This window comes from Serinicoccus hydrothermalis (assembly GCF_001685415.1).
Classification (GTDB): domain Bacteria; phylum Actinomycetota; class Actinomycetes; order Actinomycetales; family Dermatophilaceae; genus Ornithinicoccus; species Ornithinicoccus hydrothermalis.
The window spans coordinates 202,985-217,296 of sequence record NZ_CP014989.1 but is presented as its reverse complement, the minus strand read 5'-3'; the positions used below and the strand labels follow the sequence as shown (position 1 = coordinate 217,296).

General features: G+C 74.1%; 12 protein-coding genes. 2 read left to right on the top strand and 10 right to left on the bottom strand.

Translation table 11 applies throughout. From position 1 onward, the window contains the following. Positions 1-15: 15 nt before the first annotated feature. The 9 genes from aroB to SGUI_RS00935 form a co-directional block, all read right to left on the bottom strand. The gene (aroB, locus tag SGUI_RS00975; protein WP_066642487.1) at positions 16-1,122 is read right to left on the bottom strand and encodes a 3-dehydroquinate synthase; all 1,107 of its coding nucleotides are present in this window, start codon (positions 1,120-1,122) and stop codon (positions 16-18) included. Next, complete coding sequence (locus tag SGUI_RS00970; RefSeq protein WP_066635104.1) at positions 1,119-1,631, bottom strand: shikimate kinase; 513 nt, start codon at positions 1,629-1,631, stop codon at positions 1,119-1,121. The genes aroB and SGUI_RS00970 overlap by 4 nt, the downstream gene beginning before the upstream one ends. Then, positions 1,628-2,890, bottom strand: coding sequence for a chorismate synthase (aroC, locus tag SGUI_RS00965; RefSeq protein ID WP_066635098.1), 1,263 nt, complete (start codon positions 2,888-2,890; stop codon positions 1,628-1,630). Before aroC ends, SGUI_RS00970 begins: the two co-directional genes overlap by 4 nt. A gap of 55 nt (positions 2,891-2,945) precedes the next feature. Further along, complete coding sequence (locus SGUI_RS00960) at positions 2,946-3,665, bottom strand: prepilin peptidase (RefSeq protein WP_066635096.1); 720 nt, start codon at positions 3,663-3,665, stop codon at positions 2,946-2,948. After that, the gene (locus tag SGUI_RS00955; protein ID WP_191090930.1) at positions 3,662-4,501 is read right to left on the bottom strand and encodes a shikimate dehydrogenase; all 840 of its coding nucleotides are present in this window, start codon (positions 4,499-4,501) and stop codon (positions 3,662-3,664) included. Before SGUI_RS00955 ends, SGUI_RS00960 begins: the two co-directional genes overlap by 4 nt. Next, positions 4,495-5,766, bottom strand: coding sequence for an endolytic transglycosylase MltG (mltG, locus tag SGUI_RS00950; RefSeq protein ID WP_066635091.1), 1,272 nt, complete (start codon positions 5,764-5,766; stop codon positions 4,495-4,497). Before mltG ends, SGUI_RS00955 begins: the two co-directional genes overlap by 7 nt. After that, positions 5,763-6,299: a Holliday junction resolvase RuvX gene (gene ruvX / locus SGUI_RS00945; RefSeq protein ID WP_066635088.1), complete on the bottom strand. Its 537-nt coding sequence runs from the start codon at positions 6,297-6,299 to the stop codon at positions 5,763-5,765. The genes mltG and ruvX overlap by 4 nt, the downstream gene beginning before the upstream one ends. After that, entirely contained in the window at positions 6,296-8,986 is a 2,691-nt protein-coding gene (gene alaS / locus SGUI_RS00940) for an alanine--tRNA ligase (protein WP_066635080.1), read from the bottom strand. The genes ruvX and alaS overlap by 4 nt, the downstream gene beginning before the upstream one ends. Before the next feature lie 64 nt (positions 8,987-9,050). Then, positions 9,051-10,451, bottom strand: a complete 1,401-nt coding sequence (locus SGUI_RS00935; protein WP_066635078.1) for a replication-associated recombination protein A — start codon at positions 10,449-10,451, stop codon at positions 9,051-9,053. 18 nt (positions 10,452-10,469) lie between these two features. Between SGUI_RS00935 and SGUI_RS00930 the strand changes: the two genes are divergently transcribed. Next, entirely contained in the window at positions 10,470-11,258 is a 789-nt protein-coding gene (locus SGUI_RS00930) for a GNAT family N-acetyltransferase (protein ID WP_066635075.1), read from the top strand. An 84-nt stretch (positions 11,259-11,342) separates the two neighbouring features. On the opposite strand, the gene aspS is transcribed toward SGUI_RS00930, so the two are convergent. Further along, a complete protein-coding gene (gene aspS / locus SGUI_RS00925; protein ID WP_066635073.1) occupies positions 11,343-13,145 on the bottom strand; it encodes an aspartate--tRNA ligase in 1,803 nt (600 codons plus the stop codon). Between the two features lie 329 nt (positions 13,146-13,474). Between aspS and SGUI_RS00920 the strand changes: the two genes are divergently transcribed. Continuing rightward, positions 13,475-14,284: a hypothetical protein gene (locus tag SGUI_RS00920; RefSeq protein WP_066635072.1), complete on the top strand. Its 810-nt coding sequence runs from the start codon at positions 13,475-13,477 to the stop codon at positions 14,282-14,284. The last annotated feature ends 28 nt before the right edge of the window (positions 14,285-14,312 follow it).

The window sequence follows — 14,312 nt, the reverse complement described above, 5'->3', positions numbered from 1 at the left end:
GCCGGTCTCGCGTGCTCAAACCCGGTCAAGTCTACCCGGGGCGCCGGACACGGCGGCATACGCCGCGACGAGGTCCTCCTCCGCCGGTGCGACCAGCCGGGTCGGCGAGGCGAGCCCCTCGAGCGCGACGAACCGCAGGGTGGCGCCGCGCGACTTCTTGTCCCGCGCCATCGCGGCCCGCAGCTGTTCCCACCGCCCCGGGAGGTATGCCGTCGGCAGGCCGACGGCGTCCAGCACCCGCCGGTGGCGCTCCAGCAGACCGGCGGGCAGGAGCCCGACCCGGTGGGCGAGCTCGGCGACGAAGACCATGCCGACGGCGACCGCGTCGCCGTGCCGCCAGCGGTAGTCCTCCACCTGCTCGATGGCGTGCCCGAAGGTGTGGCCGTAGTTGAGGATCTCCCGCAGCGAGGTCTCGGTGAGGTCGGCGGCAACGACGTCGGCCTTGACCTGGACGGCCCGCGCCACGAGCTCCAGCGTCCGCGCCGGGTCGGCGAGCGGGTCCCCCGCCCCGGCCGGGTCCGCCTCGACGAGGTCGAGGATGACCGGGTCGGCGATGAAGCCGCACTTGATGACCTCGGCGAGGCCCGAGACGTAGTCGGCGCGGGCCTGGCCGGTCAGCCAGGCCGGGTCGCAGAGCACCTCGACCGGCGGGTGGAAGGCACCGACGAGGTTCTTGCCCGCGGCCGTGTTGATGCCCGTCTTGCCCCCGACGGCGGCGTCGACGACGGCCAGCAGCGAGGTGGGCAGCTGCACCACCTCCACGCCCCGCAGCCAGGTCGCGGCGACGAAGCCGGCGAGGTCGGTCGTGGCTCCCCCGCCGATGCCGACGACGAGGTCGGACCGGGTGAAGCCCGCCTCGCCGAGGGTGTCCCACAGCCCCGCCAGGACGGCCGCGGTCTTGGCCGACTCGGCGTCGGGGACCGCCGCCAGCAGCGGGCGGGCGCCGGCCCCGCGCAGCGTCTGCGCCGCCTGCTCGGCGAGCTCCTCCCGCCCCCGCTGGTGGACGACGAGCACCTGCCGGCCGGGCTCCTCCCCCGCGTGCGCGGCCAGCCGCTCCACCACACCAGGGCCGACGTGCACGGCATACGGCCGCTCGCCCCCGACCTGGATCGTGCGGCTCACCGGCCCAGCCACGCCGTCACCTCGTCCGCGACCTGCTCCGGCGTGCGTCCGGCGGTGTCGACCCGGGTCCCGCTCACCGTCTCGTAGGTCTCGCGGCGCGCGTTCATGAGCCGGGTCCACGCGGCCCGGGGGTTGACCAGCAGCAGCGGCCTCGAGGCGTCGAAGCCGACCCGGGAGGAGGCGTCGGCGATCGTCACGTCGAGGAAGACCACGGCGTGCCCGCCCTCCTGCAGAGCGGTCGCGACGTCGGGCTGCATCACCGCCCCGCCGCCGAGCGCGAGGACCCCCTCGTGCTCCGTCAGCGCCCGGAGCACCTCGGCCCGCTCCAGGGCGCGAAAGGCCGGCTCGCCGTCCTCGACGAAGATGTCGCTGACGGTGCGGCCCTGGGCCGCCTCGATCGCCACGTCCACGTCGTGCAGCGCGACCGACAGGCGCTCGGCGAGGACCTGCCCGACCGTGGACTTGCCCGCCCCCGGCGGACCGACGAGGACGACGACGGGCCGGGTCATCGGACCGGCTCCGTGGCCGGCGTGCGCTGGTGCTCGGCGACGGAGGCGAGGTATGCCGCGTGGTTGCGCGCCACCTCGGGCACCGAGTCACCCCCGAACTTCTCCAGCACGGCGTCGGCCAGGACGAGCGCCACCATCGCCTCGGCGACGACGCCCGCCGCCGGGACCGCGCAGACGTCGGAGCGCTGGTGGATCGCCGTGCCGGGCTCCCCCGTGGCGGTGTCGACCGTCCGCAGCGCACGCGGCACCGTGGAGATCGGCTTCATCGCGGCCCGGACCCGCAGCACCTCACCCGTGCTCATGCCGCCCTCGGTGCCGCCGCTGCGCAGCGTCGCGCGGCGGATCAGCCCGACCTCGTCGCGGTCGATCTCGTCGTGAGCGAGGCTGCCGCGACGGGCCGCCGTGCGGAAGCCCTCGCCGACCTCGACGCCCTTGATGGCCTGGATGCCCATGAGCGCCCCGGCCAGCCGGGAGTCCAGCCGTCGGTCCCAGTGCACGTGCGAGCCCAGCCCGGGCGGCAGGCCGTAGGCCAGCACCTCCACGACCCCGCCGAGGGTGTCTCCGGCCTTCTTGGCGGCGTCGACCTCGGCCACCATGGCGGCGGACAGCTCGGCGTCCAGCGTGCGCACGGGATCGGCGTCCACCCGCTCCACGTCCCCGGGCCCGGGCAGGGTCGCGGGGTCCGGCGCGTCGTCGTCGATCCCCGGGACACCGGCGCGCCCGATGCTCACGGTGTGCGACACGAGGCGTATGCCCGTGGCCTGCTCGAGGAAGGCCGCCGCGACCGCCCCGAGGGCCACCCGCGCCGCGGTCTCGCGCGCCGAGGCCCGCTCCAGCACGGGGCGGGCCTCGTCGAAGCCGTACTTCGTCATCCCCACGAGGTCGGCGTGGCCGGGTCGGGGGCGGGTGAGCGGCCGGTTGCGGGCCAGCTCCTGCGGGGCACCGACGTCGTCCGAGCCCTGGAGGGACTGCGCCTCGACCGGCTCGGGCCCCATCACCGCCTCCCACTTGTGCCACTCGCTGTTCTCGATCTGCAGGGCCAGCGGCGAGCCCAGCGAGACCCCGTGCCGCATCCCGCCGAGGAAGTGCAGCCGGTCGGCCTCGAAGCTCATCCGCGCGCCCCGGCCGTGGCCCAGCCGGCGCCGGGCGAGGGCGCCCTCGACGGCCTCGCGCTCCACCCGGACCCCGGCGGGCAGTCCCTCCATCACGGCGGTCAGGGCAGGGCCGTGCGACTCACCGGCGGTCAACCAACGCAGCATGGACGCCATCCTCCCACGCAGGTCACCGGCCCCCGGAGGTCACCACCCGCACGGCTCAGGCCAGGCCGACGAGCATCCCCTGGCCCATGAGCAGCCCCACCAGCGCCCCGAGCATCATCGCCGGACCGTAGGCGAACTCGCCCCTCCAGCTGACCCGGCGCCCGACGAGCAGACCGACGGCGAAGAGCCCGCCGACCAGGAACCCGGCATAGATGCCGAGGATCGCCTCGGCCCAGCCGAACCAGCCCAGCCCGGCCCCCAGCACCACGGCCAGCTTGACGTCGCCGAGCCCGAGGGCGAGCGATCCCCGCGCGAGCGAGACCAGCGCGACGAGCAGGTAGAACCCGCCGGCGCTGACCCCGGCCAGCAGCGCCCGGAGCAGCGGGTCGACGCCTCCGCCGACCAGTGCGGCGAGGGGCAGGCCGACCGCCAGCAGGCCCATCGTCGGCCACATGATCCGGTCCGGCAGCCGGTGCACGTCGAGGTCCATGGCGGCCAGGCACACGCACGCGAGGACGACGGGCAGCAGGGTGAGGCTGAGCACCAGCGCCACCGGCCACCCGGGCACGGCGTCGTCGGGCACCTGCCACACCCGGTGCAGCAGGGCGGCGCAGGACAGGCCCAGAGCGACCGGCACCCACCACCGACGCCCCGGCGAGGGCTCGTCGACCTCGTCCGGCTTGCGATAGGTCGTCTGCTCCAGCCAGCGGGCGACCGGCAGGCCGAGCACCGCGACGACGACCGCGACCACCGAGGGCAGGACCAGATCGGTCACGACGCCCCTCGCGCGGCCAGGTGCTCGGTCAGCGCGCGGTCCATCGCGGCGGTCGGCCCCGGACGCCCCGTCATCACCTCGACCTGGCGCACGGCCTGGTGCAGCAGCATGCGTGTTCCCCTCACGACCTGGACCCTACCGCCCGTCGCCGACGCCACCGCCGTGGCGAGGGCGCTCGGCCACGGCTCGTAGCTGACGTCCATGACGACCGGTGACGGCCCGCCGTCCAGGGGCGCCCGCACCACCGGTGACGGCACGTGCCCGGGCAGCGTGCTCACGACGACCTCCCCCGCCCCCAGCGGTATGCCGTGGGCCAGGGGCACGACGTCCGCCTCGATCCCGGTGGCCTCCAGCAGCTCGCGCGTCCGCCCCCGCAGCTCGCCGCGCAGGCAGAAGGTGACCTCCCGCATACCGAGCGCGCTCAGCGCCACGACCGCCGAGCGCGCGGTCGCCCCACCGCCGACGACGACTCCACGCTCGAAGGCCCGGACCCCCGCCTCCTCGAGGGCGACGACGAGGCCGCGCACGTCGGTGTTGTCGGCGGCCCACCCCTGCGGCGTGCGGTAGAGCGTGTTGGCGGCGCCCGACAGCGTGGCCTCGACGGAGACCTCGCCCTGCGCCAGGGTCAGGGCGACCTCCTTGCCCGGCATGGTGACCGACAGCCCGACCCACTCCGGCCCGAGCCCGGCGACCACCTCGGGGAGGTCGGCGGCGTCGATCTCGATCCGGTCGTAGGACCAGTCGGTGAGCCCCAGCTCGGCGTAGGCCGCGCGGTGCAGCACCGGTGACAGGGAGTGGGCGACGGGCGAGCCGACGACCGCGGCCCGGCTCAGCACTGGTCGGGGTTGTCCTCGCACCACTGGAGGAACTCCTCCTGGTTGACCAGGTGCTCGTCGTAGGTCTCGGCGAACTTCGTCTCACCGGTCGAGGGGTCGACCGTGACGAAGTAGACCCAGTCGCCCGGCTCGGGCTCGAAGGCCGCCCGCAGCGCGTCCTCCCCGGGGGAGTTGATCGGCCCCGGCGGCAGGCCCGGGTGCTGGTAGGTGTTGTAGGGGCTGTCGTCCTGACGCTGCTCCTCGGTGGTCCCGGCCCGGCCGCGCTCCTGGAAGACGAAGTGCACCGTGGAGTCCATCTGCAGGAAGCCGCTGGTCTCGGAGTTGCCCTCGAGGCGGTTCTCCATGACCCGGGCGATCTTGGGCAGGTCCTGGGCGAACTGCCCCTCGCCCTGGACGATGCTCGCCTTGATGACGACCTCGCGCAGGTCCTCGTCCGGGATGCCGATGTCGGCATACACCTGCTGACCCTGGTCGATCATCGTCTGCAGCTGCTCCTGCGGCGTGCTGTCGGCCCCGAAGTCGTAGGTGCTGGGGTAGAGGAAGCCCTCGAGCTCGCCGTCCGCCGCCGCCGGCAGGTCCAGGTCCGCCGGGTCGACGGCCTCGTAGTCGGCGACCTCGTGGTCGGTGCCCTCGGCGAGCACCTCGAAGGTCTCGGCGACCCACAGCCCCTCGCGGACCGTCACCCCGTTGCGCTCGCGGAACTGCGGGTCCAGCAGCCGCCCGAGCGCCGCCTCCGAGCTCATCTCGTTGGCCATGCGGTATGTCCCGGGCTGGATCGCCGCGGCGTCCGGGTTGGCCTGCAGCGCGGTGGAGAAGGCGGCGACCGAGCCCACGACCCCCTCGTCGGTGAGGATCTGGGCGATCTGCTGGCCGGCCGCCCCCTGCGGGATCTCGACCATCACCTCGCCGCTGCCCTTGCCCTTGTAGTCCGTGGTGTCGACCGACTCCCCCGCGGACAGGTCCGGGAGGACCGAGCGCAGCGACCCGAAGGAGTAGACGGCGGCGACGACCACGACGACCGCGGCCAACGTCAGCGCCAGGCCCTTGAGGAGCGGGCTGCGCCGGCGGCGGCGGGGTCGGTAGGCGAGCTCCTCCTCGGGCGACAGCACGTGGTCGGCGAGCGACTCGTCGTGGTGCCGGGCGCCGCGCAGCGCGAAGACGTCGTCGTCGAAGTGGTCCGGGTCGTGCTCGTCGACGTGGCCACCGGTGTCACGGTGGTGGCCTGGACCGTCGTGGTCCTCGTGCCCGCCGGGCGGCTGGCTCATGTGGCGTCCTTCGCGTCAGGGTCGCGAGACCGTCGGGCCCGTGGCTTCCTCGCCTTCAGGGACGAGCCGACGGGGCGGCCGGCTCGGCGAGCGTCCAGGGCTGCCTGGAGGATAAGCACGGCGGCCGCCTGATCGACGACGCCACGCTGGTCACGGCCCCGGACGCCGCTGCTGTGCAGCGCCCGGTGCGCGTCGACCGTGGTCAGGCGTTCGTCCCACAGGCGGACCGGCACCTCCAGGCACCGTTGCAACCGCTCAGCGTACCCGCGCGCCCGCCCGGCGGCCACTCGCTCCTGCCCGTCGAGCGAGCGCGGGAGGCCGACGACGACCATCACCGCGTCCCGTTCGCGCGCCTCGTCGGCGACCCGGTCGAGGTCGCTGCCGTGCTCGTGGTCCCGCGGCAGGGTCTCCACCGGGTGCGCCAGCAGCCCGAGCGCGTCGGAGGCGGCCAGGCCCACCCGGGCCTCGCCGACGTCGATCCCCAGCAGGACGCCGGCCGGCCCCTCCGGCGGCGCCCCGTGCGGGTCGCTCACCCGCGCAACGCGTCCTCGACCGCGCGGAGCGCGGCCCCGGTGGCCGCGGCGTCCTGGCCCCCGCCCTGCGCGAGGTCGTCCTTGCCGCCGCCACCGCCGCCCAGCGCCCCGGCACCGGCCTTGACGAGGGCCCCGGCCCGGGTGCCGCGCTCGCGCGCCGATTCGTTGGTGGCGACGACCACGACGGGCCGGCCCCCGGTGACCCCGGTGAGCGCCACGACCGAGGGCCGGTCCTGGCCCAGGCGCGTGCGCAGGTCGGTGACGAGCCGGCGCAGGTCGTCGGCCCCGACGCCCTCGCCGAGGTCGTGGGCGAGGAAGGTGGTGCCGTCGACGTCGCGCGCCTGCTCCACCAGCCCGGCCGCCGAGGAGAGCACCTGGGAGGCCTTGGCCTGGGCGATCTCCTTCTCCGCGTCCTTGAGCCGCGAGACGAGCTGCGCGACCCGGTCGGACAGCTCGTCCGGGCGCACCTTGAGGGTGTCCGTGAGCTGGTTGACGATGATGTTCTCGCGCGCGAGCTGGCTGTAGGCGTCCGCACCGACGAGCGCCTCCACGCGGCGCACGCCGGAGCCGATCGAGGACTCGCCCATGATCTTGACCAGGGAGAGCTGGGCGCTGTTGAGCACGTGGGTGCCACCGCAGAGCTCCAGGCTCCAGGGCCCGCCGACGGAGACGACCCGCACGAGGTCGGGGTAGCGCTCCCCGAAGAGGGCCATCGCGCCCATCTCCCGGGCCTCGTCGTAGCTCATCTCCGCAGCGCTGACCTGCAGGTCGTCCATGAGGCGCTCGTTGATGCGGGCCTCGACCGCCGCCAGCTCGGCGGCGTCCATCCCCCGGGTGGCGCGGAAGTCGAAGCGGAGCCGGCCCGGGGCGTTCTCCGAGCCCGCCTGCGTGGCGGTGTCGCCGAGGGTCTCGCGCAGCACCTTGTGCACGATGTGGGTGGCGGTATGCGCGCGCGACACCGACGCACGGCGCACGACGTCGATCTCGGAGTGCGCGCCCTCGCCCACCGCGACCTCGCCCTCGACGAGCCGGCCCCGGTGCACGACCAGCCCGGGCACCGGACGCTGCACGTCGGTGACCTCGACGACCCCGCCGCCACCGAGCCGGATGGTGCCGTGGTCGGCGAGCTGGCCGCCCGCCTCGGCGTAGAACGGGGTGCTGCCGAGCACGATCTCCAGCTCGGCACCCTCCTCGAGGGCGCCGCCCTCGACCCGGGTCCGCTCGACCTCGCGGCCGCCGGAGAACAGCCCGACCACGCGGCCCTCGCCGCTCATCTGCTCGTAGCCGGTGAACTCGGTCGCGGTGCCCAGCCGGTCGGCCAGCCCGCGGTAGACGCCTGCCCCGCCGCGGCCGGTCTTCTTCGCCTTGGCGTCGGCCTTGGCCCGCTCGCGCTGCTCGGTCATGAGCGTGCGGAAGCCGTCCTCGTCGACCGACAGCCCCTGCTCGGAGGCCATCTCCAGGGTGAGGTCGATGGGGAAGCCGTAGGTGTCGTGCAGCGCGAAGGCCTCGGAGCCGGCGAGCCGGGTTGCCCCGGACTGCTTGGCGCGGGCCACCGCGCCGTCCAGGATGCTCGTGCCGCTGGCGAGGGTACGGCGGAAGGCCTCCTCCTCGGCATACGCGACCTCGCTGATGCGGGCCCACTGCTCCTCGAGCTCGGGGTAGGACGCCTTCATGACGTCCTTGCTCACCGGGAGCAGCTCCGGCAGCGATGGCTCCTCCACGCCCAGCAGGCGCATCGAGCGCACGGCGCGGCGCAGCAGGCGACGCAGGACATACCCGCGGCCCTCGTTGCCGGGGACCACGCCGTCGCCCATGAGCATGAGCCCGGAGCGCACGTGGTCGGCGACGACGCGGAACCTCACGTCGTCCTCCTCGGAGTCGCCGTAGGTCCGGCCGGCGAGCTCCTCGGCGCGCTCGATGACGGGGTAGACCTCGTCGATCTCGTAGAGGTTGTCCACCCCCTGCAGCAGGTAGGCGACGCGCTCCAGCCCCATGCCGGTGTCGATGTTCTTGCTCGGCAGCTCGCCCGCGACGTCGAAGTCGGTCTTGGAGCGGACCTCGCTCAGCTCCTCCTGCATGAAGACGAGGTTCCAGATCTCCAGGAAGCGGTCCTCGTCGACGACCGGGCCGCCGTCCGGGCCGTACTCCGGGCCCCGGTCGACGTAGATCTCGCTGCACGGGCCGCCCGGTCCCGGGACGCCGGTGTGCCAGTAGTTGTCCTCCAGCCCGCGCTCCTGGATCCGCTCCGGCGGCAGCCCGGCCACGCGCTCCCAGAACCCGCGCGCCTCGTCGTCGCCCTTGAGCACGGTCACCCAGATGCTCTCCGGGTCGAACCCGAGGCAGCCCTCGTCTTGGGAGCCGGTGACGAACTCCCAGGCGTAGGTGATGGCCTCCTCCTTGAAGTAGTCGCCGAAGGAGAAGTTGCCGTTCATCTGGAAGAACGTGCCGTGCCGGGTGGTCTTGCCGACCTCCTCGATGTCCAGGGTCCGGACGCACTTCTGGACGCTGGTGGCGCGGTTCCACGGCGGGGTCTGCTGCCCGGTGAGGTAGGGGATGAAGGGCACCATGCCGGCGACCGTGAACAGCAGCGTCGGGTCCTGGCTGACCAACGAGGCGCTGGGCACCACGGCGTGCCCCCGGCTCTCGAAGAACGACAGCCAGCGACGGCGGATCTCGGCGGTTTCCATGGTCTCCTCACGAGGCGGATCGGGACTGATCCACTCTAGACGACGGGCGCCACCCGGTATGCCCTCACTCCCCGCCGCGCGGGCGTCCCCGGATGATCCGGCGCAGCTCGGCCCAGCGGGGGCCGAGGCGCTCCTCCCAGCCGCGGCCGGTGGGTCGGTAGTAGTCGGCGTCGCGCAGGTCGTCGGGGAGGAACTGCTGCTCCCCCACCCCGGCCGGCTCGTCGTGGGTGTAGCGGTAGCCCTCGCCGTGGCCGAGGCGCGCGGCACCGGCATACCCCGTGCCCCGCAGGTGCGGCGGCACCGGCCCGCCCTTGCCCGCCCGGACGTCGGCGATGGCGGCGTTGATCGCCGCGTAGGCGGCGTTGGACTTCGGCGCGACAGCGTTGTGCACCACGGCCTGGGCGAGGATGATCCGGGCCTCGGGCATACCGATCTGGGCGACGGCGTGCAGCGCGGCGACCGCGGTCTGCAGCGCGGTCGGGTCGCCCATGCCGACGTCCTCGCTCGCGGCGATGACGATGCGGCGGGCGATGAAGCGCGGGTCCTCGCCGGCCTCGAGCTGGCGGGCGAGGTAGTGCAGCGCGGCGTCGACGTCCGAGCCGCGCATCGACTTGATGAAGGCGCTGGCGACGTCGTAGTGCTGGTCGCCGGCGCGGTCGTAGCGGACCGCGGCCTGGGCCATCGCCTGCTCCACCTGGGCGAGCGTGATCTCGGTGACCTCGTCCTCCCGACCCGCGGCACGCTCGTCGGCGGCCACCCCGGCGGCGGCCTCCAGGGTCGTGAGGGCGCGGCGGGCGTCGCCGCCGGCCATCCGGACGACGTGCTCGGTGGCCTCCTCGCCCAGGGTGTGGGCACCGGCGAGGCCGCGCTCGTCGGTCAGCGCCCGGGCCACCACGCCGCGGACGTCGTCGTCGTCGAGCGAGCCGAGCGTGACGAGCACCGAGCGGGACAGCAGGGGCGCGATGATGGAGAAGGACGGGTTCTCGGTCGTCGCGGCGACGAGGATGACGGTGCGGTTCTCCACGCCGGGCAGCAGCGCGTCCTGCTGGGCCTTGGTGAAGCGGTGGATCTCGTCGAGGAAGAGGACGGTCTGGCGGCCGTGCAGCGAGCGCTCCCGGACCGCCTGGTCCATGACCGCGCGGACGTCCTTGACCCCGGCCGTCACGGCGGACAGCTCGACGAAGGTGCGGTCGGCGGCGTGCGCGACGAGGTGCGCCAGGGTGGTCTTGCCCGTCCCCGGGGGGCCCCAGAGGATCGCCGAGAGCGGCCCGGCGGCTCCCCCGCCGCCCTCGATGAGGCGGCGCAGCGGCGACCCGGGCCGCAGCGCCTCCCGCTGGCCCGCGACCTCCTCGAGCGAGCGGGGCCGCATCCGCACCGCGAGCGGCGCGACCAGCGCTCCCCCGGCGTCGCCGGCACCTGCACCGGTGGTCGGGTCGCCCTGGGCGGAGGTGAACAGGTCGGACACGGATGTCAGGCTAACGCCGTGGACCGACTCACCCGGCACGCCGACCTGCTGGCGCTCTCCGGCGGCGACCCGTGGGTGCGGTGGTCCGTCCCGGACCCGCTGCCCGGCGAGGTGTGGGTGCACGAGGAGGTCGCGCTGGTGCAACGGCTCGGGGCACGCCCGGGCTTCTGGGTGGTGCCGTTGTGCTCCGGTATGCAGGGAACCTCGCCGTCTCGTGGCGAGCTTGCTCGTGTGCGGGCGGCCCTGACCGAGCTGCGCGACGGGGGCCACCTGGCGCGACTGGGCTCGCGGTCGGTCTCGGTGCCGCAGGCGCACGCCGAGGTCGCGCACGAGGTCCTCGAGCTCGGCGACGGCGGCGACTGGGAGTGGATGTGGACGCAGGAGCCTCCTCAGGTCGACGCCCGCGAGCGCGACGTCATCCCCCTCGACGACAGCGCGGACGCGGCCGAGCTGACGGCGTTCACGCAGGCGCACAACCCGCGGCAGTGGACCGAGATCGGGACCGGCCGGGTCCACCGCTGGGTCGGGCTGCGGGACGGGCACGGGGCGCTCGTGGCCGTCGGCGGCGCCGAGCGGGAGGCCACGGGCATACCCCATTTGGCGGGGATCGTCACGGCGATCGACCGCCGCGGCACCGGCCTGGCGCGGGTCGTCAGTGCGGCGCTCACCCGGTGGGCGTTGGAGGAGCACGGCGTCTGCACGCTCGGAATGTTCAGCGACAACGCCGCGGCCCGCAGCCTGTATGCGCGGCTCGGCTACCGCACCGCCCGCGCCTGGCACTCCCGCATGCTCGTCCCCGTCTCCTGAGCGCATCGAGTGGCCCACTCCGGCGGCCTGAGAGGACTCAGACCTGCACCGGAGTGGGCCACTCGGTATGCCGTGACGACCCCGCTACTGCGCCGCGCCGGACGCGTCGGCCGGCTCGGGCGTGGCGTCCACGCCGGCCTCCTTGCGCTGCTCGGGGGTGATCGGGGCCGGTGCGGCGGTCAGCGGGTCGAAGCCGCCGCCCGACTTCGGGAAGGCGATGACGTCGCGGATCGAGTCGGTCCCGGCCAGCAGCGCGACGATGCGGTCCCAGCCGAAGGCGATCCCACCGTGCGGGGGCGCGCCGTACTTGAACGCCTCGAGCAGGAAGCCGAACTTCTCCTCCGCCTGCTCCGGCGAGAGCCCCATGATCGCGAAGACCCGCTCCTGCACGTCGCGGCGGTGGATACGGATCGACCCGCCACCGATCTCGTTGCCGTTGCACACGAGGTCGTAGGCGTAGGCGAGGGCCGACCCGGGGTCGGACTCGAGGGTGTCGAGGAACTCTGCCTGGGGCGAGGTGAAGGCGTGGTGCACCGCTGTCCACGCGCCACCGCCGACGGCCACGTCCCCGGCGGCCACCGCCTCCGAGGCAGGCTCGAAGAGCGGCGCGTCGACGACCCAGAGGAAGCTCCAGGCGTCCTCGTCGATGAGCTCGCACCGGCGCGCGATCTCCTGCCGGGCCGCGCCGAGCAGCGCCCGGGACGACTTCGTGGCACCGGCGGCGAAGAAGACGCAGTCGCCCGGCTCCGCGCCGACGTGGGCGGCGAGACCGTCCCGTTCGGTGTCGGAGAGGTTCTTGGCGACCGGGCCGCCGAGCGTGCCGTCCTCGCCCACGGTGACGTAGGCCAGGCCCTTGGCGCCGCGCTGCTTGGCCCACTCCTGCCAGGCGTCGAACTGGCGCCGGGGCTGGCTCCCGCCGCCGGGCATGACGACGGCGCCGACGTAGTCCGCCTGGAACACCCGGAAGGAGGTGTCGGCGAAGTAGTCGGTGCACTCGGTCAGCTCGACCTCGAAGCGCAGGTCCGGCTTGTCCGAGCCGTAGCGGCGCATGGCCTCGGCATACGTCATCCGCGGGAAGGGGGTGGTGAGCTCGACGCCGATCGTGCGCCACACAGCCGCCGCGATCGCCTCGCCGAGCTCGATGACGTCGTCCTGCTCGACGAAGCTCATCTCGATGTCGAGCTGGGTGAACTCCGGCTGCCGGTCGGCGCGGAAGTCCTCGTCCCGGTAGCACCGGGCGATCTGGTAGTACCGCTCCATCCCGGCCACCATGAGCAGCTGCTTGAACAGCTGCGGCGACTGCGGCAGGGCGTACCAGCTGCCCGGCCGGAGCCGGGCGGGGACGAGGAAGTCGCGCGCCCCCTCGGGCGTGGACCGCGTGAGCGTCGGGGTCTCGACCTCGACGAAGTCACGCTCGGCCAGCAGGTTCCGTGCCGCGGCGTTGACCTTGGAGCGCAGCCGCAGGTTGGCGCCGGCGGAGCTCGCACCGGGTCGACGCAGGTCGAGGTAGCGGTGCCGCAGCCGCGCCTCCTCCCCGACACTGACCCGCTCGTCGATCTGGAAGGGCAGCGGGGCGGCCTCGCTCAGCACCTCGATCTGCGTGGCGACGACGTCGATGCCGCCGGTCGGGAGCTCGGGGTTGACGTCCTTGTCCGCGCGGGCGGTGACCTCGCCCGTGACCTGGACGCAGTACTCGCTGCGCAGGTCGTGGGCGGTGCCGGTGAGCACCTCGTCGCGGGCGACGACCTGGACGACGCCGCTGGCCTCCCGCAGGTCGATGAAGGCGACACCGCCGTGGTCGCGGCGTCGGGCCACCCAGCCGGTGAGGGTGACGGTCGATCCGACGTGCTCGGGGCGCAGGGCCCCGGCGTCGTGCGTGCGCAACATGAATCCAGTCCTCTCGGGTCGTTCCGCGCAGGGACGCTGCCCTGACGCGAAGGCAGCCCGGGAGGTGTGGGCGGGGGCCAGGTCGCGGTGCCACCACACCTTCGCCGCGTGGGGTCCACGTGGCGCTCTCGTCGGTGACGCCGGACGCGCGGTGCCGTGGGTGGTCACGCATCGGGCAGGTATGCCGTCCGCGCGCCCCGCGGGTCGTCACGCCGCCCCGGGCACCGGTCCAGTCTACGGGTCGTGCGAGGCCCCGAGCATCGTGCTTCGGGCATCCCACGGCCGCGGCTCGGCGGGACGTGTGCGTCCTGCCGTGCCAGCATGGCGGCATGCCGTGGGACGCCCGCAGTGCCGAGGACGTCGAGGAGGCCCGGTCCGACCGCGCCTCCTCCGGTGGACGGCGCCGTCCGTGGACCGTCCTCCGGCCGGCGTTCGCCCTCCTGGTCGCCGGGTCGTGGCTCGTCATGGTCCTCACCTCCCTGGCCGGCGGGTTCCAGCTCGTCGGCCAGACCTCCGCCGAGCGCGACTTCGCGCAGGGCCGCGTCACGAGCTACGCCTTCCTTGAGTCACGGCCGGGCACCGGGACAGGAGGCTGGTGGCAGGGCTCCCTCGACGGTCTGACCGACGCTTCCGAGCCTGTGGAGCCGCAGTACAGCGAGCTCGTCTACACCCTCGCCGCCGGCAGCCCGCGCATCGCCGTCTCCGAGCAGGTGGACCCGAGCCCGCGCGTGTGGAGCAGCTGGTCCGAGGCCGAGACGACCTGGCTCCAGCAGCAGGTCGTCGGCAGCGAGATCCCCTCCGGGGTCGCGAACCTCCGGCTCGGGACGACCGCGCAGGTGCACGCCGTGCTGAGGGTGGTGCTGGCCGGCGGCATGCTGGCCCTCGTCCTCTTCGGCCCGGTGCCCCGGCACGGCAACCGGTGGTTCTGGTTCTGGCTCATCGGCCTGCCCGCCGGCCTCGGGGTGCTGGCGTATGCCGTCTGGGAGATCGGCGGGTGGCGGGACCACCGCGCCCCCGCCCCGGAGCGTCGGGCCCGAGGCGGGTACGGCTTCCTCGTCATGTTCGCCGGCGGAGTGCTCATCGCCGTGGCCGCCCAGACGCTCTACGGGCTCCTGGGCGCGACCGTCATCCCGCTCTGAGCTGGCGCGCCCGTCCCGCCGCTCACGG